Consider the following 25683-nt stretch of genomic DNA (forward strand, 5'->3'; position numbering starts at 1 on the left):
TGAGGCCGCCCATCTAACGTCCGGGAGGCGAAATCGCATGAGGACCGCGCCTCCCACCCGCCCCGGTGTCACGTCACCGGATGCTCTGGGAGCGGGCCTGGACGGGGTTCTCGTGGTGGCTGTGCCCCGGCCCTCCGAAGGTCCCCGGCCACGGCTCGGAGGCGGGGCGGATGCCCGGCATCTGGAAGCGTTGGAAGCGGGCGCGGCTGTAGGCGAACGGGGGGTCACAGTCCCCGCACGTGGTGGTCCCATCGAGCAGCACGAGCTGGTCCGGTCCCAGCTCCATGAGGATCTCCGCGCCCCCGCGCGTCAGCGGCGGCGAGGCGAGCGCGCACCGGAAGGCCTCGCTGCCATCGCGTGCCCGCACGCCCAACAGCACCGGCGTGCCCGAGTCCTGGTGGGCGAACCCCAGCGCCAGCGTCTCGGGAGGCGCGCCCACCTGCTCGGGCCAGGTCGCCAGCCGCAGCTCGCGCGAGATGAAGGTCACGTTGGCGGGCGCGGTGTAGCGCCACGTCGGGCCCAGCCCCGCCAGCCGATGCCCCTCCAGGCTCCAGGCGGACGCGCCATTCGTCTGCGTCGTCGGCGCGGGCAGGCTCACCAGCACCTCGGAGGTCGCCACCGGCCGCCCCAGCCCCGAGGGGAAGGACGCGAGCTCCACCGCCGCGCCGTCCTGGGTGCGCAGCGCCTGCGTGCCGCGCTCATTGAGCAGCAGGCCGTTGACCACCGCCAGCTCGCCCGCGGTGAAGGCCTCCGTCTTGCGCCAGCGGGGCACCCCGTCCTGCGAGAAGGCCATCAGCAGCGTGGGGGCGCCCGGCTGGAGCGGCGCGCCCTGGTTCAGCGTCTGGGAGAACGCGACGTACAGGTCACCCACCGCGTCCGAGACCACGCCGAAGGGATGCGGGTGGTTGCACTCCGACAGCAGCGGATCCTCCAGTCGCTGCGCGGACACCATGTGCCCCATGGCATCCAGCACGACGAGGAAGTAGCGGCGGCACAGCGAGTTGCGGTCCTGCCCATCGGGGTAGGCCTCGAAGAGCGCCGCCAGGCGATCCGGCTGAATCACCGCCAGCCGCGCCATGAACAGCGTGGAGGCCTGCGCCGCGAAGTCCGGCCGGTTCGTCGCCAGGTCGAACGTCCACCGCGGCAGCCCGAAGGACCGGTCCAGCAGGGACACCTGCCCGGAGTTGGGCATGTCCATGCACAGCAGCCGGTCGTTCCACAGCATGCAGCGGCGGCCGGAGCGGCTCGCCAGCACGGGCTGAGCGCCCGCCGCGTCCATGAGCGGGAACGCGAAGAAGCCCACCAGCGTGAAGTCGCCCTCGGGGCCGACGAGCACGTCGTGCAGGTCCTCGCCGGTGATGTTCGCGTCGTAGGTCCAGTCCGGCTTCAGGGCCAGCGCGGGCGGGCGCTCGCAGAGGGGGCCCTGGCAGTGCCCCGCGCCCTGGCAGGGGCTGGCCGGCGCGCACGTGAAGCCATCCGGCAGGTCGCGCCGCAGGCACGCGCCCTCGATGCACACGTCCGCGGCATCGCACCCGCGCGCGCTCCCGCAGAAGGTGCCGTCCGGCGCCGGCGCGAGTCCGCAGCCGAGCTTGGGGTCGCACGCGCCCACCTGGCACTTGCCATCCCCCGGGCACGGCGGCGCGGGCACCGCCCTGCATCCATCCAGCGGATGACAGAGGTCCGTGGTGCACGCGTTCCCGTCATCGCAGAAGCGCTCCGTGCCCTTGCACCGGCCCTGCTGGCAGGTGGCCTGGATGAGGCACGCGTTGCCCGGGTCACACGCGGTGCCGTCTGGCAGCACGTCCTCGACGCACAGCTCGCTCGCCACGTCGAAGTGCGCCAGGTGACAGGCCGTGGACACGGGGCAGGTGGGCACGGGCCGCGACTCGCCCTCGAGGACCAACGTCACCGTGCCACCTCCCGGCGCGGTGCCAGTGAGCGTGGCGGTGAAGTGGCCCTCGGCGGGGGGGAGGAAGCGCAGCTTCACGGGGGCGTCGCCGGGTGCCAGCCGCGTGGGCAGCCCCTCCGCGGTGAAGGGCATGTCCAGCGTCGACCAGGTGATGTCCAGCGAGGCGCGGCCGGCGTTCTCCACGCGGACCTCCGCCTCGCGGACGAGCTGCGGATACGCCGGCGGGAAGGTGACGTGCTCCTGCGACACGCGCAGCCGGGCCGAGGCGTTCGTCAGCGGCGGCGTCTCCCGGCAGGCCGTCACCATCACCAGGCCCAAGGTGAGGAGCAGGCTTGCGCGCACCGCTCCGCCTGCGTTCGTCCCGTGAGACATGACGGCCTCCCTCCCCTGCTCGGTCGCGTATAGCCCCGGGACTCATGGGACGCGAGGGGCCCATCATGAGGCAACCCGCTTCCCGCGGTGGGGCACGTCCTTCCCATTCGGTCGGCTTGTGCGCTCCAAGGCCCCAGGGCGGATTCAAATGTCGAGGGTATGCTTCTGGCAGTGCCCGGCCGGCATGGGCCTCGTCGCATCCCTCCCATTCGCTCCAGAACCCGCCTTCTCGGTGCTCATCCCGCGCGCGCTCCAGGACGCCCTGGCGGCACTGCCCGGTGAGGCGCGCCGGGCCCTGCTCGCCGCGCTGTTCGGCCTCGCCTCGCGGGAGGCACGGCGCGACGTCCCGTCCACGGACCTGGAATCGATGACGCTGGAGGTCGCGGGGCATCGGGCCTTCGTCACCGCGGACCGAGCCCAGGCCCGCTGGCGGCTCACCGGCCTCGTCCGGGTCAGACCTCAGCCCTGATGCCCCACCGGGCCCGCTTCGGCCCGGTCACACCGGGAGTGGACCCGTTTCCCGAAAGCGAGCGGCCCATCGCCTTTTCGGCATGGGGCGGCCGTGCCGGCCCGCCTTGCGTTCGGGCGGGGTGGGGACGCGGGCTGGGCAGGGGCCGGGGGCTTTCGTCGCTCCTGGATGCCTTGGAGGCCCTGGAGGCCGTGCATGCGGGTGGGGCTGCCTGATGCCGGTCGGTCCATCCGCCCCGCGTTCGGCTCACTCCACAGCCCGGTGCCGCGCCCATGATGTTCTTCCAGAAGGTATTGAGAGTGTTGATCAAGTGGTGGAAGAGATAGGCGGCGCGGAGTTGGGGACAAGTCAGCAAGCTCCCGAAACGCTTCAGGAATCCGCGATCTGCTACATGTGGGCAACTTGGAGCTTTCCCACGGGCATCCACAAGCCGGGTCCCCGGTCCCCATTTCTCCACACCCCTCCCCTCACAATCCACAGGTGATCCACAGGCTTCTGTGGGAGACCTGGGGCGAGCAGGCGAAATGGGTGCAGATTCACGGGACGTCCGCGCCCTACAGGCCTGTTATCGTCGCGCACCGTTTCGGGCGCCTCGGGCGCTGGAGGGTTTCCCCATCGACTTCCATCGGGGAGAGCGCATCGGGAAGTACGAGGTCCTGACCCAGCTTTCCGTCGGCGGCATGGCGGAGCTGTTCCTCGGCTACACGTCGGGCCCGGGTGGCTTTCGCAAGTACGTGGTCATCAAGCGCATCCTTCCGGACGCGCGCGAGAACGCGCAGTTCAAGCGCATGTTCTTGGATGAGGCGCGCATCACGGCGGCCTTCAACCACCCCAACATCGCGCAGGTGTTCGACCTGGGGGAGGAGGACGACGGCCTCTACCTGGCCATGGAGTTCATCGCCGGACAGAACCTCAACCAGGTGACGAGCGCGTGCCTGCGCAAGCGCCAGCAGGTGCCGCTGGCCTTCACGCTGTCCGTGGCCCGCGACGTGTGCCTGGCGCTGCACTACGCCCACGCGTTCACCACGCCCGGCGGCGAGCCCAGCCCCGTCATCCACCGGGACGTGGCGCAGAAGAACATCATGGTGACGTACGACGGCGTGGTGAAGCTGCTCGACTTTGGCATCGCCAAGGCCAAGGGCAGCTTGGAGCGCACGCACGTCGGCACCGTGAAGGGCACCACGGGCTACATGTCCCCCGAGCAGGTGCGCGGCGAGTCGCTCGACGGCCGCAGCGACCTGTTCTCCGTGGGCGTGGTGCTGCACGAGCTCGTCACCGGCGCGCGGCTGTTCGCCGGCCGCACCGAGCGCGACGAGATGGTGAAGATCCTCGAGGACACCATCCCGTGGCCCTCGGTGCTGGTGCCGCATGTGTCCGAGGACGTGTCCCGGGCCATCATGAAGGCGCTGGAGCGCGGCGTATCGCGGCGCTACCCGAACGGCCGGGACATGGCGCGCGCCATCGAGAAGGCCGCGGGCAAGCAGTTGATGGACGCGGACCAGCGCGCGGCGCTGATGAGGGACCTGTTCGCCGAGCGCCTCGCGGCCACGCGCGCGCTCCTGGAGAGCGTGGACGCCAGCACCAGCGACGTCGTGCTGGAGTCCGCGCGCCGGGCCCTCCAGAAAGACGAGGGGCCCTACCTGCCGGAGCGCAAGGACGCGATGCGCGTCATCGAGGAGCGCAAGAAGGCGGAGGCGGCGGCCGCGCGCGCGGCGGACACCGACCCCGTCCGGCAGGACCCCGTCCCCATCCCACCCCGGCAGAAGAAGCAGAAGTCCGGCTCGAGTTGGATCTGGACCGTCCTGGTGCTCGCGCTCCTGGGCGGCAGCGGCTACGGCGTCTTCCTGTTCCTCAAGGCGCTGGATGCCTCGGCGACGCCGGAGCAGCCCCAGGACCCGCTCGCCGTGCCCATCCCGGCGAACGGCGCGAACCCGCGGCTCGCGGTGTTTCATGAGCCCGGGTCCCTTTTGCCCGACGCGGGCATGGCCAAGGCGACGAAGGTGGAGCCGCCGCCCGCCAAGGAGAACACCAAGGAGAAGGAGCCGGAGGAGGCTCCAGACGAGGGTCGCAATGCCCGGCGCGTGGAGGGCAAGCTGACGCTCGTGGTGCTGCCCGAGGCGGATGTGTACCGCGGCAAGAAGAAGCTCGGCCGCACGCCGCTGTTCAACGTTCCCATCCCAGTGGGCACGCACGTGCTGCGCATCGTGGGCCCGGACAAGAAGGATCGCACCCTCACGGTCCCCGTCCAGGTGGGCAAGCCCGCGGTGTTCAAGCTGGCACTCCAGAACATCCCCGAGGGGTGACGTGCCCCAGGGCGAATGAAGAGCGGGGGCCGAGAGCCTCCGCTATCTTCGGGCACCAACCCTCCGGACCCCTTCGATTGCGATGGCGCTGACCCTCGGCTTCTTGATGGACCCGCTCGAAACGGTGCGGGTGGACCACGACTCGACGTTCGCGCTGATGCTGGAGGCGCAGCGTCGAGGGCACGAGGTCCTGTACTTCGAACAGGGCTGGCTGCGCTTCAACGGCACGTGCGCCGAGGCCCGCATGCGCCGCGTCCAGGTGCGCCGCGAGCCAGGCCACCACTTCGACGTGCTGGACGAGCGCGTGGTGCCGCTGTCGCGCCTGGACGTGCTGTTCCTGCGCAAGGACCCGCCGGTGGACGCGGACTACCTGCACGCCACGCAGCTCGTGGAGCTGTGCGGAGACAACGCGCCCCTCTTCATCAACGACCCGCGCGGCATCCGCGACGCGAACGAGAAGCTCTTCGCGCTGCGATTCCCGGACCTGATGCCGGACACGCGCATCACCGGCGAGCTGCCGGTGCTGCTGGACTTCATCGCGCACAACGCCCGCGGCACCATCCTCAAGCCCATCGACGGCTTCGGCGGCAAGGGCATCCTCTTCCTCGCGCCGGGAGACCGGAACGCGCGCTCGGCGGTGGAGCTGCTCACGCGCGGGGGCCGCGAGCCCATCGTCGCGCAGGCCTACGTCCCCGAGAGTCGACTGGGCGACAAACGCATCCTCCTGGTGGATGGCGAGCCCGCGGGCGCGGTGATGCGCGTGCCGTCCGAGCAGGACCACCGCGGGAACATGGCCGCGGGCGGCACGCCGGTGAAGGCGGAGCTGACGGCGCGCGACCTGTTCGTTTGTGAGCGGCTGAAGCCCTCGCTCCGAGAGAAGGGCCTGACGCTGGTGGGCATCGACGTGCTGGGCGACTTCCTCACCGAGGTGAACGTCACCAGCCCCACCGGACTGGTGGAGGCGGACCACCTGGATGGCGTGTCCATCGAGGGCCGCGTGCTGGACGTGGCCGAGCGGATGCGCGGTGCGCGCTGACGCGCGCGGGATGGGACTTCCCAGGACTCGTGGCTCCGGGTCAGATGGACGGCCGTCGCCCTCACTGCGGAGTGCTCCATGCGCGTGAAGACGTATCCGTTCGTGCCGCTCGTCTGGAACCAGCCCACCCCGGAGGAGTCGCGCGCCCGCGCCAAGGACTTCCGCGAGTCCATGGCGAAGCGCCGCTCCGTGCGCCACTTCTCCTCCGAGCCCATCCCGGACGGCGTGCTCGAGGACGCCATTGCCTGCGCGGCCAGCGCGCCCAGTGGTGCCAATCAGCAGCCCTGGACGTTCGTCGTGGTGAGGGACCCCGCGCTCAAGCAGCAGCTGCGCGAGGCGGCCGAGGCCGAGGAGCGCGAGTCCTATTCGAACCGCATGAGTCAGGAGTGGCTGGACGCGCTCGCGCCGCTCGGCACGGATTGGACCAAGCCCCACTTCACGGACGCGCCGGCCATCCTGGTGGTGTTCGAGCAGATCTACGGCGTGCAGTCCCTGCCGGACGGCACCGTGAAGAAGGTGAAGCACTACTACGTGCAGGAGTCGGTGGGCATCGCGGTGGGGTTCCTCATCGCGGCGCTCACACAGGCGGGGATCGCGACGCTCACGCACACGCCTTCGCCCATGGGGTTCCTGCGCGAGTTGCTGGGGCGGCCGGAGAACGAGCGCGCCTTCGCGGTGCTCCCCGTGGGGTACCCCGCCGCGGGCGCGCTGGTGCCGGACATTGGCAAGAAGCCGCTGGATGGGGTGCTGGTGCGCAAGTGAAGGTTGTTTCCGAGACATGAGCGTGTCGGAAGTCACCGGGGCGGACGAGACCCTCGATTCCATTGGCACGTCGGGGGTGCGCGTGTTGCAGCGGCGCGGTGGCTACCGCTTCACGCTGGACGCGGTGCTGCTGGCGCACTTCGCGGCCACGGAGGGCACGCGCGGCGCGGTGCTGGAGCTGGGCGCGGGCAGCGGCGTGGTGTCCTTCCTGCTCGTGAAGCAGTTCGGGCTGGAGCGCGTGGACGCGCTGGAGCTGCAGCCCGCGGTGCACTCGAGGATGCTGCGCGCCGTGGCGCTCAACGGCTGCGAGGGGCGGGTGAATCCCCTGCTCGGGGACTTGCGAGAGGCGCGGACGTTGTTGCCCTCGGGCGCCTACGGGCACGTGGTGTCCAACCCGCCCTTTCGCAAGGCGGAGGCGGGGGTGCGCAGCCCGGATGACGAGCGCGCCATCTCCAAGTCCGAGCAGGCCTGTGATGCGCCCGCGGTGGTGGCGGCGGCGCGGCACGCGTTGATGCCCGGTGGCGGGGTGAGCCTCGTGTATCCGGCGGCGCGCGTGGCGGAGGTGCTGGAGTTGTTGATGCGGGCGCGGCTGTTTCCTCGGGCGCTGCGCTTCGTGCACTCGCGCGTGGAGGAGCCGGCCACGCGCTTCCTGGTGCACGCGGTGCGGGACAAGGACCGAGGGCTCTTGGTGCGCGCGCCGCTCATCGTCCACGGCGAAGGGCCCGGGGGCTACGCGCCCGAGGTGGCCGCGCTCATGGACGCGCCGTTGGCGGAGCAGTGAGGGCACGGGGCCGGTCCCTCGCGTGCCCGCTCGCCGACGTGGGGTGCCGGAGCGGCTGCTCGGGTGCAACGTAGGGAGGCACCTACACCCGGAATCCGCAGGAGGAGACGCCATGAACGAGGCGATGCTGGAGGGGCGACCGTCGCTGCTGCACGCCGTGGCCATGTTGCCCCCGCGTCTGTCGCTCGGGGCGACGATGATCAAGCACGGGCTGGCGAAGCTGAACAAGGATGGTCAGGCGCAGAGCGCGGGCTTCTTCGAGCAGCTCGGCATCCGGCCTGCTCGACCGTGGGTGATCGCCACAGGCGTGACGGAGCTGGCCTCCGGCATCAGTGCGGTCCTCGGCTTCGCCACACGCTTCACCGCCTTGGGAGTGATCGCCACGCAGGCGGTGGCCATCGCGAAGGTGCATCGGAAGAACGGGTTCGACGTGACGAAGGGCGGCTACGAGTTCAACCTCGCGCTCATCGCCATCTCGCTCGCGACGCTGTTGCGAGGACCGGGCCCGTTGTCTCTGAGTGGCGCGCTGAGACGAGGAGTACAGCGTCGGGAGCGGCGGCGCCTGCGCTTGTTCCCTCGGCAGCGTCGAGGCTCGCGGCTGATTGAGGCCCTGGGCTGAGGCTCGGACGTGCCCCGTGCCCAAGCAGGGAGGGGCACGGGGACCGACCGAGAGGCGTCACAGGAGGCCAAGTGACGGCGGCCCGGTGCCGAGTCGGCATGGGCACAGGGGCCGAGTGAGAGCGCCACGAACTCCGAGTCGGCCCGCGGGCACGAGGGTCAAGTCGGCACGGGGGCCCGAGCAAGAGCCATCAGGGGTCGATTGCAAGGGGGCTCGGAGACCGAGTAGGCGCGGGCTCGGGGACTCAGCCTGTCCGGTCGGGGATGGGCCGAGCCCGTGGGAAGCGCACCCGCTGGCGAGCACTGCCCGTAAGATGCGCGCTCCATGGCTTCGTCCGCGCTTCTGCTGTTGCTCCTCGCTGCTCGCGAGCCCGTTTCCCCCAACAAGTTCTCCACAGCGAATCGCCCTGCCGCGGCCCTCGTGGCCGACGTGGGCGCCGCGTCGGTGAGGTCCGCCTCGGACGATGTCCGCTTCGAGGCTGACAAGGCGGGGGCCGCCTCGGTCATCGCAGTGGCGGAGGCGGTCAGCGGACGAACCGTGTCGGCACGGCGGAGCACGAAGTCCAAGCAGCGCGCAGCGACCTCCACTGCTCGCTCGAAAGTGTCCGCACATGGGGGCACGGCGGGTGAGGCCCGTGCGGCCAAGACGTCCACGCAGGATTCCAAGTCGCATCCCGCCGAGCCCGGAGGCGCGGGCGTGGTGACAGTGTCCACCGCCACGACCGAGTCGACGCCCACCCCTGACGCAAACGGAGCAACATCCGCGCCGAGCGCGTCGCCTTCGGCGACGTCCCCAACTGCCGCTCAAAACGGAGCGACGGATCCGACGACCGCATCGAACGGAGTGACGGCTGTGTCCGCTGCCGCAGCTCCGAGCGCCACGTCCTCGACCGCAGCGAACGGGATGTCTGCCGCAGCTCCGAGCACCACATCCTCGACCGCAGCGAACGAGATGCCTGCCGCGTCTCCCATCGCGTCCCCGAGCGCCACGCCTTCGACCATTGCCCCAACCACCGCCCAGAACGGGATGCCCGCTGCGCTGTCCAGCGCAGCGGCCGAGTCCCCTGTCGCGGATCCGAATGTGCTGACCGCGGAGGACGTGGGCCGCATCGCGGCCGAAGCGGGCATCGCAGCCCTGCGCGCCGCCGCGGTGGCCCTACAAGTCCCCGAGAGCGAAGTGCAGGCGCGTTACGCGCGCGGCCTGACCGCCCTCCAGGCGAAGGACACGCGCACCGCCATCGGCGAGCTGTCCTCCTGCGTGGCGGCTTCTCCCTCGCGCGCGGACTGCCGCTGGGAGCTGGGCTGGGCCTACTCGCTGGAGAACCGCTGGGCGGAGGCGCTCGAACAGTGGACGCATGTCCAGCGCTTGAACCCGCAGCAGCCGGAACTGGAAACAGCGCTCACCCAGGCTCGGGGGCAGGCCGCGCTCCAGGCCCGCCTGGCCCATTTTGCCGATGGGACGCCGCGCCCCCCTCCCCCGCTGGGCGCCAAGGTGCGCATCCGTGCCACCGGGGACGTGATGCTCGGCACCACCGTGCCGGAGGGCAAACTCCCCCCCGAGGGCGGCGGCAGCGTCATCGCCAACGTGCGCTCGCTGCTGGAGGACGCGGACCTCACCTTCGTGAACCTGGAGGGACCGCTGTGCGACAACGGCATCACCACCAAGTGTCGCTCGCCCAAGCACTGCTACGCGTTCCGTTCGCCCACGTCCTTCGCTCAGTTCCTCCAAGAGGCTGGCGTGGACGTGGCCGGCACGGCGAACAACCACTCGGGTGACTTCGGCGAGGTGTGCCGTCGCGAGACCGAGGCCTCGCTCGACGCCCACGGCATCGCGTGGAGCGGGCCGCCGGGAACGGTGGCCACGATGGACCGCAATGGCCTGCGCATCGGGTTGGTGGCCTTCCACACGTCGGCCTCGTGCAACCACCTCAACGACCTGCCCACCGCCACGGCGCTGGTGCGCTCCGTGGCCGCGACGCACGACATCGTCGTCGTGTCGTTCCACGGAGGCGCAGAGGGCGGCAAGGCCCTCCACGTCCCCGCTGGCCGAGAGCTGTTCTTCGGCGAGGACCGAGGCGACCTGCGCGCCTTCACCCACGCGGTGGTGGACGCCGGCGCGCACCTTGTCATCGGCCACGGGCCCCATGTCGCGCGCGCGATGGAGTTCTACCAGGGCCGACTCATCGCCTACTCGATGGGGAACTTCGCCACCTACGGCCGCTTCAACCTGAAGGGCCCCCAGGGCCTGGGCATGGTGCTGGAGGTGGAACTGGACCGCGAGGGCCACTTCACCACCGGCCGCATCCTCCCCACGAAGCAGGTGGGTGAGGGCATCACCCTGCCGGACCCCGCCGGAGGCGTCATCAAGCAGGTGCGCCAGCTCACCCGCGACGACTTCCCAGAAACGGGCGCCCAGGTGGCCGAGGACGGCACGCTGTCTCCCCGCGCCACGTCGCTCCCCGCCGTGGGCAGCATGCCGTAACACACACGCGACTTTCCGACAGTCTCACCCCCCCCGCGCGCGGAGGCTGTCGTGTCAGTCACACCCCGGAACGCACGGCCTGTGTGTGTCCAGAACGCGTGGGCTCGCGCGTTCTTGCTGGCGAATTCCGCGTGACTGAAAACACGCGTGAATCCCAGACAAACCACGTCCTCTTTGCTGCCCAAATCATACAAGAAAATGGGACCGAGCGCGCGTCTGGGTCATGCGCTAGAAAGACAGACGCCGTGCCTGCGCTCCGACTTCCTCGACTCGCTTCGCTCCGTCCCTTCGACCATCCGGGATTCTTCGCGGTGTGGTTGGGCGCCTTGGTCTCCAATGTCGGCACCTGGATGGAGACGGTGGCGATGGGCGTCTACGTCACCCAGACCACGGGCAAGGCGGGATGGACCGGCGCCATCGTCGCGCTGTCCTTCCTCCCCGCGGTGGTACTGGCCCCGCTGGGTGGTGCGCTGGCGGATCGCTTCGATCGCCGCGCCTATGCCGCGGTGGGCGCCGTGCTCCAGGCGCTGCTGGCGGGGGTGCTCACGCTGCTCGCGTTCCGCAATCAGCTCAGCCTCGGGGCCATTGGCGTCATCTCGTTCCTCAACGGCAGCGTCAGCACGTTGACCAACCCCGCGTTCTCCGCGCTGCTCGCGGAGCTGGTGCCACCGCACGAGCTGCACCTGGCCACCAGCCTCAACTCCGCCCAGTTCAACCTGGGCCGCATCATGGGCCCCACGCTGGCCGCGCTGGTGCTGGCCTCGGGCGGGCCGCCGTGGGCGCTGCTCGCCAACACGCTCTCCTTCTTCGCGGTCATCGTCGCGCTGTCCCGCGTGACGCCGCCGCCGCGCGAGACGAAGGCCGCGCGCGAGGAGCTGTGGGCCGGCATCGTGCGAGGCATCTCCGTGGCTCGCGAGGACGCGGACATCTCGTTGGTGCTCCTGGGCACGGCGCTCGTCGCGGCGCTGGTGGCGCCGTTCATCGGCTTGGTGCCGGTGTTCGCCATCCGCGAGCTGGGCCAGGGCGCGGCGGCCACGTCGCTGTTGGTGAGCTGTCAGGGCGCGGGCGCGGTGGCGGCGGCCCTCGTGGTGGGCACGCTGTCGGATGTCATGGGACAGCGCCGCCTGCGAGGCTTCGCGGCGCTCTCCATCGGCGTGATTGGGATGATCTACTGGCTGACGCCGTCCCTGCCCCTGGCCGCGTGCTGCATCTTCCTGCTCGGCGCCAACTACCTGACGTTGATGAGCGGGCTGAGCGCCTCGTGCCAGAACCGCGTGCCGCGTGACCTCCAGGCGCGCATGAACAGCCTCTACAGCATGGTGCTCGGCGTGGGGTACTCGCTGGGCGTGTGGCTGCAAGGCGAGCTGGCCGACCTGCTGGGTCTGCGACTCGTCACGGTGGCCTGCGCCTTCTTGTTCTTCGCGTTGGTGCTCACCGCGCGCATGCTCCGGCCGCACAGCTTCGAGAACGAAGCGAACCCCTCGCCCGCCGTGGCGGTGCAGCCCTTCTCCGACGGCTCGCACTGACGTCGCGCGAGGCGGCGCTCCACCCGACTCCGCCGTCCCTCGGCCGCGCGCGCATCACGCATGTCGATTTCCGCCCGCGTGGTTCGACGTCGGGAAGAAGGCTCGCTGGGCCCGATGAACGGAGCCGTGAGCCGTCACGAGGTGGAACGAACATGCGCGTCATGGTGCTCATCAAGGCGGACCTGCACACGGAGGCAGGTCAGCTCCCGAGCCAGGAGCTGCTGACCCAGATGGGGCAGTTCAACGAGGAGTTGGTGAAGGCCGGGTCATGCTCTCTGGCGAGGGCCTTCACCCCAGCGCGAAGGGCCGACGGGTGCGGTTCTCGGGAGCCCAGCGCACCGTCGTGGACGGGCCCTTCACGGGAGCCAGGGAGCTCATCGCGGGCTTTTGGATCTGGCGGGTGGGCTCGATGGACGAGGCGGTCGAGTGGGTGAAGCGCATGCCCCACCCGATGCAGGACGACGCCGAGGTCGAGCTGCGCCAGGTGTTCGACCCGGAGGACTTTGGCCCCCAGCTCACGCCCGAGCTGAAAGCCAATGCCGAAAAGCTCCAGGTCATCATCGATTCGTGGCGCGGATGAGGGCCGCGCCAGACTTGTGGACAACTTGGGGACGGGGCCCACGCGATGCGTGAAGGCCATCCCCGGAGCGGGGCTCAGGCTGGGCCGCGGTAGACGGCCTCGACGTTGTTGCCGTCGGGGTCGATGACGAACGCGCCGAAGTAGTCCGGGTGGTAGTGCGGCCGCGGACCGGCCGCGCCGTTGTCCTTGCCTCCGGCCTGGAGGCCCGCGCGATGGAACGCCTCCACCGCGGCGCGATCCTGCGCCACGAACGCCGTGTGGCGGGGCGTGACGGCGGTCTTCGTCTCCATGATCCACAGGACGGGCTTGCCCGGAGGCCCGAACGCGCACATGCGTCGCGTGGGAAAGTCCGGGTCCCACGTGGAGGTCATCTCCAGCACCAGCCCATGGCCCAGCGCCGCGAGCGTCGCGGTGTAGAAGGCCTTCGTAGCGGCATAGTCCGTCGCATAGAAGCTCAGGTGGTCGATCATGCGGCCCGTCGTAGCAGAGCGTGGCGCCGTGTGCGCGCCTTGCTCGCCGCGTGGTCAGGGGCGTGACACGCTCGTGGCCCGTCACGACGGGGGGAACCACATGAAGCTGTTGCTCGGCCCGGTGCTGTACGCCAGGGAGCGCGCGCACTCGGACACCTGGGGCTTCTGCGTCCAGCTCTTCCTGGACACGGTGGATGTCGCCCAGCCCCCTCCCCTGCGGCTGTGCATCGCGGGCTCAGCGGGCGCGGAGCTGTTCTCCACCCTGGACCGCGACCTGGACGTGGTGATGCTGGACCTGCGGGAGTCGCTGGGGCACCGAGGCGAGCGCTCTCGGCTCATCATGGACCTGTTCACCTTGGCCAAGGAGTCTTGCTGCGCGGTGACGGTGGTGTCGGGTGACGTGCACGTGGGCGCGCGGGCCCTCCTTCGCTCGGTGAACCCGGACCCCCTGCGCGAACGAGCGAGGCGAGGCCATCATCGACCAGGTGACGTCCTCGGCCATCGTCCACCCGCCGCCGAGCGCGCTGGAGTTCACCGGCATGCTCGCGATAGGGCGCGACGGCGCGGAGGACCTGCCCGGCTTTCTGCGCACGGAGATGCTGCCGGCGGACGCGGGCACGTCCCTTCGCGAGCGCAACGGGTTGTCGCTGCGCGTGGAGGCGTCGCGGTTGGATTCGCCTCGGCCCAAGCTGTGGATCCGCTGGGAGGCGGAGCACAGCAGCCTCACCACGCAGGTGGTGGTGGAGCCCCCTTCCCCGCCCCGAGCGAGGGAAGACGCTCCCGTCCGCTTGTCCGTGGGGGCCTGACGCTCCGTCTTCGGCTTGGGTGCCGCTCGGGCGGGCGCCTCACTCCATGGTGGGAGCTTGGTGCCGGGGGACCTCGCTGCCGACATTCCTCATGAACCGGCGCGCGTCCTCTCGCCGCGCCTTCGGACGAGGAGCGACCCATGAGCACGGGCAGCAGGAAGAGCGAACCCTCGAAGGGCGGCCGGGGAGGCCACCCGCGAGCGCACTTCGCCAAGGACCGCGTGGAGGGAGGGCTGGAAGCGGACGACACCAAGCCGCTCTTCGCGGACGACTCCATCCGCTCGACGCGCGAGGAGAAGTTCGCCCTCGACAGCGACGCGCCGGTGGGCGGCGACGTTCCCGACATCCGCAGCCCCATCGACGAAGCGGACGAACTGGAGCGCGAGCGCCGAGGCCGCGAGCGCGTCGAGAGTCAGCAGGTGGAAGAAGAAGACTGAAGCACCGAGGCCCGCGCGGCGAACGAGCGGGCCCCGGCGTTTCGCGTTACGGGTGCGGCTTCGCGGGCGGCGCGGACGGCGTCATCCCCGGCGGCTCGACGGGCGTGAGCTTGCCGAGCTTCTGCGGATCCACCTGCTCCTGAATGACGAGCGGATCCCCCACGAGGATGATCTGCATCGTCTCGGGGGCCAGGTACGACTCGGCCACGCGCTGCACGTCGGCGGCGGTCGCGGCGCGGAGTCCGGCCACGGTGCGCTCGAACTCGTTCAGCGGCCGGTGCTGGTAGTAGAGCGACGCGGCGCTCGAGCCCAGTCCCTCCACCGTCTCGAAGGCGCCGGGGAAGCCGCGGATGAGTCCCTCCCGCGCGGCCTCCAACTCCTTCTCGGTGATGGGGCGAGACTTCAAGTCGGTCAGCTCCCTCATGAACTCACTCATCGCGGGGCCCGTGACGTCCTGGCGCACGGCGGCGTAGGCGGTGAGCGGGCCCACGCCCAGCCGCGGGCTGAGCTGCGCGCCCGCCCCGTAGCTGTAGCCCTTGTCCTCGCGGAGGTTCATGTTGAGCCGGCTGCCGAAGAAGCCACCGAACACGGTGGTGGCCAGCTCCAGCGGGAACTCATCCGGGTTGCCAGCGGCCACGCCGGGGCGCCCCACCAGCACCATGGTTTGATCCAGGCCCGGCTTGGGCACCAGCCGCACGAGCTGCCGCGCGGGCACCGGAGGCGCGGCGGGCGCGCCGGGCGGCGTGGCACTGCCCCTCCACTTGCCGAAGTACTGCTTCGCCCAGGCCACTGCCTGGGGCAGCGTCACGTCTCCTGCCATCACCAGCGCGGCGGCGCGCGGGCCGGTGTTGCGCTGGTAGAAGCCCTTCGCGTCCGCGAGCGTGAGCGCCTGCACGGTCTCGGGAGTGCCACCGCCCACGTGCCCATACGGATGCGTGGGCCCGAAGACGGCCGGGAAGTACGTGGCCTGCGCGAGGAAGCTGGGGTTGCCCAGCCGGCGCACCAGGTCCGCGAGCTGCTGCTTCTTGCGCCGCTCGAAGGCCTTCGCGTCGAACGTGGGCCGCAGCACCACGTCCGACAGCAGCGCCAGCGCGGGGTCCACGTTGCGCGTCAGCACGCGCACGCCCACGAAGGCGCCATCGGGCTCCACGGAGACCGCGGGCGAAACGCCCAGGTCCGCGAAGGCGTTGTCCAGCGTCACCGTGTCCCGTGGGCCCGCGCCCTCCAGCAGCATGCGGTACGAGAGGTCCGCCACGCCCAACTGCTTGAGGGGCTCGCGCGAGGAGCCCACCGCATAGGCGATGCCGGCGAACACCAGCGGCAGCTCCTTGCGAGTGCTCACCAGCACGGTGAGGCCGTTGTCCAGCGTCGCGCTCTGGAACGTGGGCAGCACCAGCTCCGGAGGCTTGCCCGGCGTGGGCGCATGGTCGCGGAAGGACTCCACGCGGGCCGCGGGCTCCGCCGCGGGAGGCGGAGGCGTGGGCTGCGGCGTGGGAGCGGTGGGCTTGGGCGTACTGGCGCACGCGGACAGCGTCAGCACGAGGAGGGCGGAGAGGATTCGGCGCGACATCACTTGGCCTCCTGCTTCGAGGGCGGAACGGCGTGCAGGGTGACGCGCGCGTCGGGGCGCAGCACGTCGCGGGCGAACTGCTTCACCTTCTCGGGGGTCACGTCCTGGTAGCGCGCCAGGTCCTGCGCCACGAAGTTGGGCTCGCCGACGAAGTGGTTGTAGTTCTGGAGCACGTCCGCCTTGCCACCCGAGCCGCCCACGGCCTGGAGGCCGGAGAGCATGCGCGTGTCGAAGCGGGTGCGGACGCGTTGGATCTCCTCGGGCGTGACGCTGTCCTTGCGCACCTCATCGAGGATGGCGTCCACTTCGGTCTTGATCTGATCCGTGGAGACGCCAGGGCGGGCCACCACGTCGATGCTGAAGACGGACTGCGCGCCCAGGCTCTGCTGGGTGGCGTCCACGCTCTGCGCCAGCTGCTTCTCCAGCACGAGCCGGCGGTAGAGCCGACTGGCCTTGCCCGTGCCGAGCGCGGTGGCGAGCACGTCCGCGGTGGCGTCCCCCGGCTTCAGGTAGGGCGCGGTGAGCCAGGACATGGACAGCAGGGGCAGCGTGGCCACGCGCTCGTCGTGGCGGATGACCTTCTCCTGGGTGTGCTTCACCGGCGCCACATCCGGCCGCTTCGGCTTGGGGCCGCTCGGCAGCGTGCCGAAGTACTTCTCCACCAGGGCCTTGGTGGAGGGCACGTCGAAGTCGCCCACGATGGCGAGCGTGGCATTGGACGGCGCGTACCACGTGCGGAAGAAGGACTTCACGTCGTCCAGGGTGGCCGCGTCCAGGTCCTTCATGGAGCCAATGATGTTGCCGAAGTACGGGTGCGGCGCGGGGAAGAGGGCCTGCCAGGCCTTCTCGTGCGCCTCGCCATAGGGCGCGGTCTCCACGTCCTGGCGGCGCTCGTTCTTGACGACCTCGCGCTGCGTATCGAGCTTCTTCTGGCTGAGCGCATCCAGCAGGAAGCCCATGCGATCGCTCTCCAGCCAGAGCGCGGTCTCCAGGTAGTTGCTGGGGACGGTCTGGTAGTAGTTCGTGCGATCGAACGTGGTGCTGCCGTTGAGGTCGGTGGCGCCGGCCTGCTCCATGAGGCCGATGTGCACGTCATCCGGTACGTGCGCCGAGCCCTGGAACATCATGTGCTCGAACAGGTGCGCGAAGCCGGTGCGCCCGGGCTGCTCGTCATACGCGCCCACGTGGTACCAGACGTTGACGGCGACCACGGGCAGCTTGCGGTCGACGGAGAGAATGACCTCCATGCCGTTGGGCAGGGTGTACTTCTCGTAGGGAATCGCGAGCGCTTCACGGCCGGGCTCGGGCGGCTTCGCCTCGGGCTTCTGTTGGGCGAGTGCCGGGAGCCCCGCGACGAGGGCGGCGGCGACGAGGGCCTTCACAAGGGACAAGGTGCCTCCACGGAACGGAAGGCCCTGCGCTTAGCACGGGGCTGGAACCCGGTGGATGGGAAGCCATCGCGGGAAGAACAGGGGACGTCCGGTGTTGAGCCGTGCACGTCCCCGCGCCGGGTTCTCCATGCGACACTGCGCCCATGTCCATGGATGTCTCCGCCCAGGCCATGCCTCGCTGCGCCGTCCATCCCGAGGCGCTCGCGGGCGCGACGTGCTCCCGCTGCGGAAGCTTCCTCTGCGCTGGGTGCACGACGTGGCGCGACGGGAGCCTCTTCTGCGCGACCTGCGCCCAGCGTCCGGAGATCAACTACCTGGAGCAGTTCCGCCAGACGCTCTGGGGCCGCCGCGACGGCTGGGCCTACATCATCGCGGGCTGCACGGCGCTGATGCTGGTGGCCGGCGCGCTGTCCGCATCCGAGTCGGGCTGGCTGGGCGCAATCGTGGCCATCGCCTTCGTCCCCGTGGGCGTGGGCTTCTTCCTGGGACAGTCCTGGGCGCGGCTGGCGCTGGTGGTGGCGCCCCTGCTCGGCGCGGCCGCGATGTCGCGCGAGTTCGGTCCGGGGCTCATCGCGCTGGGCATCATCCCCACCGTGGCGGCCTTCGGCATCATCCGAGACCCACGCAACCAGCTCTTCTTCCGCCGGCCCATTCCGACCCGGGCGCTGCATCGGCTCTGGGACCTGCACGCGAACAACCCGCTGGCGCGTCACGCGTTTGGCTTGGGATTGAATGCCCTGTTCATTCCGCTGTTCGCGCCCATCGCCATCGTCTGCGGCGCCATCGCGCTGACCCGGGTGGACTCGCGGGCCCAGCCGCCCATTGGCCGACGGGGACAGGCCCTCGCGGCCATCCTGTTGGGCGTGGCGTCCCTGGCGGGTTGGGCCTTCATCATCAGCAAGGTCTTCCTCTGGCCCACCGAGGGAGACTGAGGCGTCAGCCCTTCGCGCTGAAGGCCAACGCGGAGAGGCTGCCCACGATGGGCGCGAGCACCGCGATGCTGTCCTGCAACACCTTCAGCGCGCTGTCCTCCAGGCCCAGGTACGCGCGAATGGCCTGGCGCTCCGTCATCCAGTCGGACCACCGCCGCCGCTCGCCAAGCGAGGCCTGCAACAACTCCTCCGCGATGGACTCGCCCACCGCCGTCAGCGAGCGCGCGGCAGGGAGGAACATGAGGGCCAGCAGCGCGGAGAAGAACGCGCCATAGGCCATGACGAGCGCGGCGGAGAAGCGCGCCCCGGGCATCTCTCCGAGGATGAGGTTGCGCAGCGAGCCCGTGCTCAACGTCGCGATGCCGATGATGGCCGCCGCATAGCCGAGGAACCGGCGGAGCTGCTCGCGGAGCCGCTGGTACTCCCGCACGCGCGCATCGATCGAGGTTTCGCCAAGCTGCGTGACCAGTTCGTACAGGCGGGCCTGCACGCAGAGGATGCCGAAGGCATGCACCGTGGCGGCGGTGGTGCCCACCGCGCTGAGGGTGGGCATCTTCCACAGGAAGCCGGGCATGCGCGTGGCTTGCGCGGCCTCGGGAGGCAGCAGCGAGGTGTGGGTCAACGCCTGGATGACGATGGGCAGCGCGGCCGCGAACAACGTCAGGGCGAAGCACGCCAATGCCCCGGCGCGGTAGGGCGTTCGCCTGGGCAGCACGGAGCGCTCGGGGTCTCGGAAGTCGCTCGCCACGGCGAGGAACGAGGCCAGCCAGAGCACCGGCTGTGCCGCGAGGAACAGGTGCCACAGCCGAGCCTCGGGCAGCGTCCAGAAGGCCGTGGCCTCGGCACCCGAGAGCCCGCCGAGGAAGGCCGCCGTCACGAGGAACGTGGCCACGCAGATCAGGAATGATCCGAACGGAGGTCCCCGCAGCGGAGCCACCCGCGCGAACACCCCGGGGCGAAGCGGCTCGCTCGGGCGAAGCGGCTCGCTGGGCGGTGGGGACTCGGGAGCGGGCAAGGGGGCGCTCATGACGGGCGGTGCCTTCCTGCCCGAGCGGTCCATCCGGCGTGTCGCATGTGTCCCCTCCCCTCGAGCCGCGAGGCTCGCGCCGAGCACAGCGGCCCGGTGGAGCGTCAGCATGCCCGGCTCCTCCCACGCCCTCCACTTCCGGTGGAGTCCGTGCGGAGGCGGGCGAGCGGGGTCCGGTTCACCCCCTGGCCCATCACCCAGGCGTCCGCTGATCCATGGCGTGAGCCCACCTGCCGATGGCCCTCCAGGGTGCGCACGCTCACGGGAGCGACAGCGCACGGGAGGCACGGCCATGGCGGAAGCGCGAGACGAACAGGGACAGGACGTTCAGGGCTCGGAGTCCACCCCGGACCTGCGAGCGCAGCAGCGCCACGCCTCACGCACGGCGCGCACCTACGGCTTCTTCCTCAAGGACCTCCAGAAGCGAGCAGGCGTGGACGCGGCCCGAGCCGAACAAGCCGCCCAGTCCGTGCTGTGCCTCATCGAGCAGCGACTGATGGGCGGCGAAGTGAAGGACCTGGAAGCGCAGCTCCCGCAGAAGCTGCGCGACGTGCTCCAGCGCTGCCCTCGACATGAAGGCAAGCCCCCGAGGAAGTTCGGCCTGCTCGCGTTCCTCGCGCAGGTGGCCGAGGACCTGGACATCACGACCAACGAGGCGGAACGGCTGTCCCGCGCGGTGCTCGTCACGGTGCGAGAGCACATCTCCGAGGGCGAAGCCGAGGACGTCATCGGACAGCTCCCCGCCGACCTGCAGGCGCTCTGGGCCCGCGAGGCGTGAAGCCGTCCTGAGGGGCTACCCGCTGAGGCGTGCTTCCAGCTCCACCAACTCGCGGTGCACGGTGGGGTCCGACTCGCGCAGACCCTCCACCTTGCGCACGGCGGAGATGACGGTGGAGTGATCCTTGCCGAAGCGCGCGCCAATCTCCGGGAAGGAGCTCTTGGTCAACTTGCGGCTCAGGTACATGGCCACCTGGCGCGCGTGCGCGAGCTGCTTGTGGCGGCGGTCCTCCTTCAAGGCCTCGATGGTGACCTTGTAGAAGCGCGCCACCTCACGCTGGATGGCCTCCACGTCCACCACGCGCTGCGCTGGGAGGATGTCCTTCAGCACCTGCGCGGCGAAGTCCTCCGTCACCGGCTGCCGCGTGAGGCTGTGCATGGCGGACAGCTTCACGAGCGCGCCCTCCAACTCCCGCACGTTCTTCTGGATGTGCTTGGCGATGAAGTGCGCCACCGCGTCCGGCAGGTCCAACCCCTCGGCCTCCGCCTTCTTCTGGAGGATGGCCACGCGCGTCTCGTACGTGGGCTCGCGGATGTCCGTCATCAGCCCCATGGTGAAGCGGCTGCGCAGCCGCTCCTCCAGGCCGGGAATCTCCGCCGGCACCGTGTCGCTGGTGAGGACGATGGCCTTGTTCAGCTCGTAGAGCGTGTTGAAGGTGTAGAAAAACTCCTTCTGCGTCTCCTCGCGCTTGCCCAGGAACTGGATGTCGTCGATGAGCAGCACATCGCACTCTTCCCGGAACTTCCGGCGGAAGTCCGTCATGCGGTGCTCGCGAACGCTCTCCACGTACTCGTTCGTGAACTGCTCACTGGACAGATAGACCACGCGCTGGGTGGGGTCCTTCTCCCAGATGTGATTGCCCACCGCCTGGAGCAGGTGCGTCTTCCCCAGCCCCGTGCCGCCATAGATGTAGAGCGGGTTGTAGTGGTGCCCTGGCTTCTCGGCCACCGCCGCCGCCGCCGCCGCGGGGAGCTGGTTGCTGTCCGCCACCACGTAGGTGCTGAAGGTGAAGCGCCCGTTCAGCCGTGGAGGCCGCGCCGGGTTGGCCTTCACCGTCGGTGTGGGAGGAAGGTTCGCGGAAGCGGGCGGTCCCTCCACCACTTCATAGGCCAGCTTGGACAGTCCCTCGCCCAACCGGGCCAGGTGGGACTCGAGCAGCGCGCGGTAGTGGTCGTCCACCCAATCGCGGAAGAAGCGATCGGGAACGCCGAGCACCAACGAGCCCTCGCGCAGATCCAACGGGCGCATCCGCTCCAGCCACGTGAGCGCGTAGCCACGGCCCTCCTGGCGGATGGCTTCCAGGATTCGTGCCCAAAGAATTCCGGCACTTGGCAACGAGGGAGCGGCTTGAGCGAGGGCGTTCACGCGGGTCTCAACAGTGCAAAAACGGGGAGTCGGCGAGGGTTCGGCCGTGCTAACAGACGCTCCCAGGTCGATCAAGGAACTGACCCAAAGTGGCGGAAGTCCTCGCGGTTCCTGCCCCCGGAGTGATCGGATCCACGCGCGCGGAACCTGGGCGGTTGTGGGCCCTTGCTCCCCTCCCCCCAACCGCTGGGGGGCCGATCAGGACAGCAACACGGGGAGTGCGGAATGCAAAGGTCCCGAGGCCGGGTCAACGAGCTCCTTCGTTGACTTGTCCTGGAAATGGAGTTACGGACGCCCCCCTTTACTCAGTTTGGTCGCGCCGGGAGACCAGGCGCCGCCTTCTTCATCCAGGGAGTTCGAGCCGTGTCCAAGCGCACGTACCAGCCGTCGAAGATTCGGCGCAACCGCACCCACGGGTTCCGCAAGCGCAACGCCACCAAGGGTGGCCGGGATGTCCTCAAGCGCCGTCGGGCGAAGGGCCGCAAGCGGCTCGTGGTGTCCGCCCCGAAGAAGTAACCGGACTCGCGAGTGACGGCCGAGGGAGTCGCGCCAGATGTGCCGGCGGTTGTCGGCGAGCGCTTCCCCAAGGCCCTGCGCCTGTTGCAGCGGCGCGAGTTCCTCGAGGTCCAGGACGGCGGTCAGAAGGTTCCTTCCGACTGTCTCCTGGCCCTCATTCAACGCAATGGCCGGGCGTACTCTCGCGTGGGGCTCACCGTTTCCAGCAAGGTGGGCAACGCGGTGGTGCGCGCCCGGCTTCGTCGCGTCTTGCGCGAGCTGTTTCGCAAGCGTCGCACGCAATGGCCGCCTGGATTGGACGTCGTGTTGGTCGTCCGCTCCTCGGCGAAGGAAGCCTCCTTCGCGGAAGTTTCGCGTGCGTTCGACGGCGTCACCCGTAAGCTGCAAAGGCTCTTCCCGGCACCGCCTCCGCCGAAAGCGCCCGTTCCATGAGTCCGCTCGCCTTCCTCATCGCCCTGCCCATCCGCTTCTACCGGAGGTTCTTGGGGCCGTTGCTTCCGAAGGCGTGCCGGTTCCACCCCTCGTGCTCCACCTACGCCATGCTGGCGCTGGAGAAGCACGGCGGCTTGAAGGGCAGCGCGCTCATCGTCTGGCGCCTGCTGCGCTGCCAGCCATTCCACCCCGGCGGATTCGATCCCGTTCCTTGACGGTTTGCTTCCGCCCTCCCTCCGGCCCTCTGCCGCCGGCAGAGGGAACCCTATGACGAACGATCCGCTCTCGCCCCAGTCGAACGATTCGCAGAAGCGGCTGATGGTCGCACTCGCGCTGTCCTTCGCTGCCACCGCGGCCTACACCTTCTTCTTCGCTCCCAAGCCGCAGCCGCCGGGCGCCGAGGGCGCCGACGCAGGCGTCGTGCTCGCCCAGGGTGCTGATGCCGGCACCGCCGAGGTCGCGGTGCCGCCGCCCGGAAACGGCGGCACGGCGGAGAGCACGCTGACGGCCGAGGCGCCCCCGCCTCCCCTGCGCAAGGTGGACGTGGCGCGCCAGGAGGCCAAGTACACGTTCTCCTCCGAGGGCGCGGGCCTCACCTTCGCGGAGCTGCAGGGCCGCAAGATGCGGGAGCAGCAGACGCTCACCATCCGCGAGGGCTTCGACAAGCTCTTCGGCAAGCCGGTGCCGACCGCGCCGCAGATGAACCTGGCGCACCCGGTGCCCGGCCAGCCGCTGCCGCTGTCCATCTCCATCGAGGGGAACACGCCGCTGCCGGCCACCACCCGCTACGCGGTGGAGGAAGGCACCACGCCCAAGGGCGCCGGCACCCTGTCGTTCACCGGCCGCCAGGGCCCGTGGGAGGTGACAAAGTCATTCCTGTGGCCGCACGAGGGCTTCGAGCTCGTCTACACCGTCACCGTGCGCAACACGTCCGCGCAGCCGCAGAGCGGCGAGCTGCGGGTGCACTACAGCCGCGCCATCGACCCGGAGTTCGAGCACGCGCCGTCCTTCTTCGGCGGCGTGGGCAACCTGAGCCGCTCGGCGTGCTGGATTGATGACAAGCTCCACAAGCTGAGCCCCGGCGACAAGCCACCCGAGGACACGCGCGGGCAGGTGAGCTTCTTCGGAATCGATCAGCAGTACTTCCTGTCCGCGCTCTACCCGCTGGACGGGCCCATGGCCGGGCACTGCGTGCTGACGGCCACGCCCACCGCGCGCGAAGTGGCGGCGGGCTTCCCGCTCAACGTGGGTCCCGGCCAGACGGCCACCTTCCGGTTCGGCGGCTACCTGGGTCCCAAGGATCCGGACCTGCTGCGCACCGTGCCGGGCGTGGCGCTGCGTGACGCCGCGGGCCTGTCCACCGCCGCCGCGTTCCACCCGAAGCTGGAGGACACGGTCGACTTCGGCATCTGGGCGGTCATCTGCAAGATGCTGCTGGCGGTCATGAAGTTCTTCCACGGCCTCGTGGGCAACTGGGGCGTGGCCATCATCCTGCTCACCGTCCTGGTGAAGCTGGTGCTGCTGCCGCTCACCTACCGCTCCATGGTCAGCATGGAGCAGGTGAAGAAGCTCCAGCCGCGCCTGGAGGAGATCAAGAAGAAGTTCGCGGACGACCGGGAGCGCCAGAACCTGGAGACGATGAAGCTCTACCAGGAGGCCAAGGTGAACCCGCTGGGCGGGTGCCTCCCGATGCTCATCCAGATGCCGGTGTGGATCGCCCTCTTCACGTCGCTGCGCAACAGCTTCGACATCTACGGCGAGCCCTTCTTCGGGCCGGTGTGGACGGACCTGACCTACAAGGACCCCACGTACATCCTGCCGCTGGCGCTGGGCGTCTCGATGATCATCACCCAGAAGATGCAGCCGCAGATGATGGATGCGCAGCAGGCGAAGATGATGACCTGGGTGCTGCCGGTCATCTTCACCTTCACGCTGCTTCAGTACCCCGCCGGTCTGTCGCTCTACATCTTCACCAACAACGTGCTCTCCATCGCGCAGCAGTACGGCCTGCGGAAGTGGCTGGCGCGCAAGGGCGGGAACCCAACGGGTGATGGGACGGCGGCCGTCTCCGCCGCGGGAGGCAAGCGCAAGTGAGCGAGCCGCAGGGGACGACGCAGCAGGGCGTGGCGGGCGGCGCGGACTTCCGCGCCCGCGTGGAGCGACTGCTCACCGACATCCTCGGGCTGATGGGCTTCCCGGCCCGGTTGGAGATGCAGGACGCCTCGGACGGCAGCCTGTCCGTGGCGCTTCACTTCGACGCGGGCCTGCCGGCCGGCGTCGAGGTGGGCAAGCGCAGCCAGGTGGTGGACTCGCTCCAGTTCCTGCTCAACAAGATGCTGCACCGCCCGGGCGTGGATCGGCGCTGGGTGATGTTGGGCGCGGGCGTGCATCCGGAGCCCCGTCCGCGTCGCGAGGCGCAGCCGGCTCCCGCGGCACCCGCTCCGGCTCCTATCGCGCGAGCCCAGCCGGCTCCCGCGGCGCGGCCGGCGGCGGCGCCCAAGGCCGCGCCGACGGCGCCGGCACGGGCTCCCGCGGCGCCTCGGGGCGACGTGGACGAGCGCTCGGTCGCGGTGGAGGAAGACGCGGCCTTGCGAGAGGCCGTGCGCCGGATCGCCGAGAAGTCCGCCGGGCTGGGGCGCTTCTATGCGCTGGCCGCGATGAAGATGGAGGACCGCGCCCGGGCCCTCAAGGCGGTAGAAGGAGTGTCCGGGGTGAAGGTGACGGCCGAGGGTGAGGGCCGCAATCGCCGGGTGGTGTTCACTCCGGACAAGCCGGCGCCGCTGCCCAAGCGGAGCCTGCTCCCCGACGATGACGAGGACGACCTCGACGAGTAGGCATGGCCCCGACGCGCGGGGGCTCGTCGGGTCGCCTGGAGAAAGAGAAGAGGTTCATGGGCAAGGCGAAGGGACTGAAGGACAAGCTGTACGGCGCCGCCGTGGTGAAGATGAGCTTCCGCCTCCGAGGAGATGAGGAGTCCACGGCCTTCCGAGTCGTCTACCCCGGTGTGCTGCGAGACCTGGAGATCGACGACGCCGCCGTGGAGAAGTACATCGAGGAGAACCGCGAGGCCGTGGAGCGCGCCGCGCGGGGCTCCACTCCGCCTCCGGGAGTCCGGTAGGCC

Annotated in this window: 26 protein-coding genes; 19 read left to right on the top strand and 7 right to left on the bottom strand. The window is 70.0% G+C overall.

Annotation, left to right across the window (positions count from 1 at the left end; all coding sequences use genetic code 11):
* Nucleotides 1-73: 73 nt before the first annotated feature.
* Nucleotides 74-2281: a tenascin-X gene (locus tag KRR26_RS16420; protein ID WP_217080276.1), complete on the bottom strand. Its 2208-nt coding sequence runs from the start codon at nucleotides 2279-2281 to the stop codon at nucleotides 74-76.
* 184 nt (nucleotides 2282-2465) lie between these two features.
* On the opposite strand from KRR26_RS16420, the gene KRR26_RS16425 reads away from it, so the two are divergent.
* The 6 genes from KRR26_RS16425 to KRR26_RS16450 all read left to right on the top strand — a co-directional run bounded on the left by KRR26_RS16425 (nucleotide 2466) and on the right by KRR26_RS16450 (nucleotide 8251).
* Nucleotides 2466-2750, top strand: coding sequence for a hypothetical protein (locus tag KRR26_RS16425; RefSeq protein WP_120206604.1), 285 nt, complete (start codon nucleotides 2466-2468; stop codon nucleotides 2748-2750).
* A 524-nt stretch (nucleotides 2751-3274) separates the two neighbouring features.
* The gene (locus tag KRR26_RS16430; protein ID WP_217080277.1) at nucleotides 3275-5053 is read left to right on the top strand and encodes a serine/threonine-protein kinase; all 1779 of its coding nucleotides are present in this window, start codon (nucleotides 3275-3277) and stop codon (nucleotides 5051-5053) included.
* Nucleotides 5054-5135: 82 nt separating this feature from the next.
* On the top strand, nucleotides 5136-6089 hold the full coding sequence (gshB, locus tag KRR26_RS16435) for a glutathione synthase (protein ID WP_217080278.1): 954 nt from the start codon (nucleotides 5136-5138) through the stop codon (nucleotides 6087-6089).
* A 78-nt stretch (nucleotides 6090-6167) separates the two neighbouring features.
* The gene (locus KRR26_RS16440) at nucleotides 6168-6851 is read left to right on the top strand and encodes a nitroreductase family protein (RefSeq protein ID WP_120206601.1); all 684 of its coding nucleotides are present in this window, start codon (nucleotides 6168-6170) and stop codon (nucleotides 6849-6851) included.
* A gap of 16 nt (nucleotides 6852-6867) precedes the next feature.
* Nucleotides 6868-7632 carry a tRNA1(Val) (adenine(37)-N6)-methyltransferase gene (locus KRR26_RS16445; RefSeq protein WP_217080279.1) on the top strand — a complete coding sequence of 255 codons (765 nt, stop codon included), beginning with the start codon at nucleotides 6868-6870 and terminating at the stop codon, nucleotides 7630-7632.
* A gap of 112 nt (nucleotides 7633-7744) precedes the next feature.
* Nucleotides 7745-8251 (top strand): DoxX family protein, encoded by a 507-nt coding sequence (locus tag KRR26_RS16450; RefSeq protein WP_217080280.1) that lies wholly within the window; start codon nucleotides 7745-7747, stop codon nucleotides 8249-8251.
* 803 nt (nucleotides 8252-9054) lie between these two features.
* Here the strand turns inward: KRR26_RS16450 and KRR26_RS36850 are convergent.
* On the bottom strand, nucleotides 9055-9252 hold the full coding sequence (locus KRR26_RS36850) for a hypothetical protein (protein WP_233577057.1): 198 nt from the start codon (nucleotides 9250-9252) through the stop codon (nucleotides 9055-9057).
* Here KRR26_RS36850 and KRR26_RS16455 point away from each other — a divergent pair.
* The 3 genes from KRR26_RS16455 to KRR26_RS16465 all read left to right on the top strand — a co-directional run bounded on the left by KRR26_RS16455 (nucleotide 9203) and on the right by KRR26_RS16465 (nucleotide 12838).
* A complete protein-coding gene (locus KRR26_RS16455) occupies nucleotides 9203-10732 on the top strand; it encodes a CapA family protein (protein ID WP_236068685.1) in 1530 nt (509 codons plus the stop codon). The two genes, KRR26_RS36850 and KRR26_RS16455, sit on opposite strands and share 50 nt — an antisense overlap.
* 245 nt (nucleotides 10733-10977) lie before the next feature.
* Nucleotides 10978-12258 carry an MFS transporter gene (locus tag KRR26_RS16460; RefSeq protein WP_120206597.1) on the top strand — a complete coding sequence of 427 codons (1281 nt, stop codon included), beginning with the start codon at nucleotides 10978-10980 and terminating at the stop codon, nucleotides 12256-12258.
* 268 nt (nucleotides 12259-12526) lie between these two features.
* Nucleotides 12527-12838, top strand: a complete 312-nt coding sequence (locus tag KRR26_RS16465) for a YciI family protein (RefSeq protein ID WP_328707155.1) — start codon at nucleotides 12527-12529, stop codon at nucleotides 12836-12838.
* 74 nt (nucleotides 12839-12912) lie between these two features.
* Here the strand turns inward: KRR26_RS16465 and KRR26_RS16470 are convergent, their stop codons facing one another.
* Nucleotides 12913-13308 carry a VOC family protein gene (locus KRR26_RS16470; protein ID WP_217080282.1) on the bottom strand — a complete coding sequence of 132 codons (396 nt, stop codon included), beginning with the start codon at nucleotides 13306-13308 and terminating at the stop codon, nucleotides 12913-12915.
* A gap of 485 nt (nucleotides 13309-13793) precedes the next feature.
* On the opposite strand from KRR26_RS16470, the gene KRR26_RS16475 reads away from it, so the two are divergent.
* Both KRR26_RS16475 and KRR26_RS16480 read left to right on the top strand, forming a co-directional pair.
* Nucleotides 13794-14114 carry a hypothetical protein gene (locus KRR26_RS16475; protein WP_120206594.1) on the top strand — a complete coding sequence of 107 codons (321 nt, stop codon included), beginning with the start codon at nucleotides 13794-13796 and terminating at the stop codon, nucleotides 14112-14114.
* Nucleotides 14115-14254: 140 nt separating this feature from the next.
* A complete protein-coding gene (locus tag KRR26_RS16480) occupies nucleotides 14255-14551 on the top strand; it encodes a hypothetical protein (protein ID WP_120206593.1) in 297 nt (98 codons plus the stop codon).
* 46 nt (nucleotides 14552-14597) lie between these two features.
* On the opposite strand, the gene KRR26_RS16485 is transcribed toward KRR26_RS16480, so the two are convergent.
* Nucleotides 14598-16121: a M16 family metallopeptidase gene (locus KRR26_RS16485; RefSeq protein WP_217080283.1), complete on the bottom strand. Its 1524-nt coding sequence runs from the start codon at nucleotides 16119-16121 to the stop codon at nucleotides 14598-14600.
* A complete protein-coding gene (locus KRR26_RS16490; protein ID WP_120206591.1) occupies nucleotides 16121-17503 on the bottom strand; it encodes a M16 family metallopeptidase in 1383 nt (460 codons plus the stop codon). Before KRR26_RS16490 ends, KRR26_RS16485 begins: the two co-directional genes overlap by 1 nt.
* 152 nt (nucleotides 17504-17655) lie before the next feature.
* Between KRR26_RS16490 and KRR26_RS16495 the strand changes: the two genes are divergently transcribed.
* A complete protein-coding gene (locus tag KRR26_RS16495; protein ID WP_217080284.1) occupies nucleotides 17656-18444 on the top strand; it encodes an LIM domain-containing protein in 789 nt (262 codons plus the stop codon).
* A gap of 4 nt (nucleotides 18445-18448) precedes the next feature.
* Here KRR26_RS16495 and KRR26_RS16500 read toward each other — a convergent pair whose 3' ends face one another.
* Nucleotides 18449-19471, bottom strand: a complete 1023-nt coding sequence (locus KRR26_RS16500) for a hypothetical protein (protein ID WP_120206589.1) — start codon at nucleotides 19469-19471, stop codon at nucleotides 18449-18451.
* A gap of 292 nt (nucleotides 19472-19763) precedes the next feature.
* On the opposite strand from KRR26_RS16500, the gene KRR26_RS16505 reads away from it, so the two are divergent.
* On the top strand, nucleotides 19764-20249 hold the full coding sequence (locus KRR26_RS16505; protein ID WP_217080285.1) for a DUF2267 domain-containing protein: 486 nt from the start codon (nucleotides 19764-19766) through the stop codon (nucleotides 20247-20249).
* Between the two features lie 15 nt (nucleotides 20250-20264).
* Here the strand turns inward: KRR26_RS16505 and dnaA are convergent, their stop codons facing one another.
* A complete protein-coding gene (gene dnaA, locus KRR26_RS16510; protein WP_120206587.1) occupies nucleotides 20265-21614 on the bottom strand; it encodes a chromosomal replication initiator protein DnaA in 1350 nt (449 codons plus the stop codon).
* A 363-nt stretch (nucleotides 21615-21977) separates the two neighbouring features.
* Between dnaA and rpmH the strand changes: the two genes are divergently transcribed.
* Genes rpmH through KRR26_RS16540 form a run of 6 tightly spaced genes read left to right on the top strand, consistent with a single transcriptional unit; the run spans nucleotide 21978 to nucleotide 25680 of the window.
* A complete protein-coding gene (gene rpmH / locus KRR26_RS16515) occupies nucleotides 21978-22130 on the top strand; it encodes a 50S ribosomal protein L34 (RefSeq protein ID WP_120206586.1) in 153 nt (50 codons plus the stop codon).
* 12 nt (nucleotides 22131-22142) lie between these two features.
* Entirely contained in the window at nucleotides 22143-22562 is a 420-nt protein-coding gene (gene rnpA, locus KRR26_RS16520; RefSeq protein WP_120206585.1) for a ribonuclease P protein component, read from the top strand.
* The gene (gene yidD, locus KRR26_RS16525) at nucleotides 22559-22777 is read left to right on the top strand and encodes a membrane protein insertion efficiency factor YidD (RefSeq protein WP_120206584.1); all 219 of its coding nucleotides are present in this window, start codon (nucleotides 22559-22561) and stop codon (nucleotides 22775-22777) included. Before rnpA ends, yidD begins: the two co-directional genes overlap by 4 nt.
* Nucleotides 22778-22829: 52 nt before the next feature.
* Nucleotides 22830-24656, top strand: a complete 1827-nt coding sequence (yidC, locus tag KRR26_RS16530) for a membrane protein insertase YidC (protein ID WP_120206583.1) — start codon at nucleotides 22830-22832, stop codon at nucleotides 24654-24656.
* Entirely contained in the window at nucleotides 24653-25396 is a 744-nt protein-coding gene (locus KRR26_RS16535) for a hypothetical protein (protein WP_217080286.1), read from the top strand. Before yidC ends, KRR26_RS16535 begins: the two co-directional genes overlap by 4 nt.
* Nucleotides 25397-25452: 56 nt before the next feature.
* On the top strand, nucleotides 25453-25680 hold the full coding sequence (locus KRR26_RS16540) for a hypothetical protein (protein ID WP_120206749.1): 228 nt from the start codon (nucleotides 25453-25455) through the stop codon (nucleotides 25678-25680).
* Nucleotides 25681-25683: the final 3 nt, after the last annotated feature.

It is taken from the genome of Citreicoccus inhibens (assembly GCF_019039035.1).
GTDB classification, from domain to species: Bacteria; Myxococcota; Myxococcia; order Myxococcales; family Myxococcaceae; genus Citreicoccus; species Citreicoccus inhibens.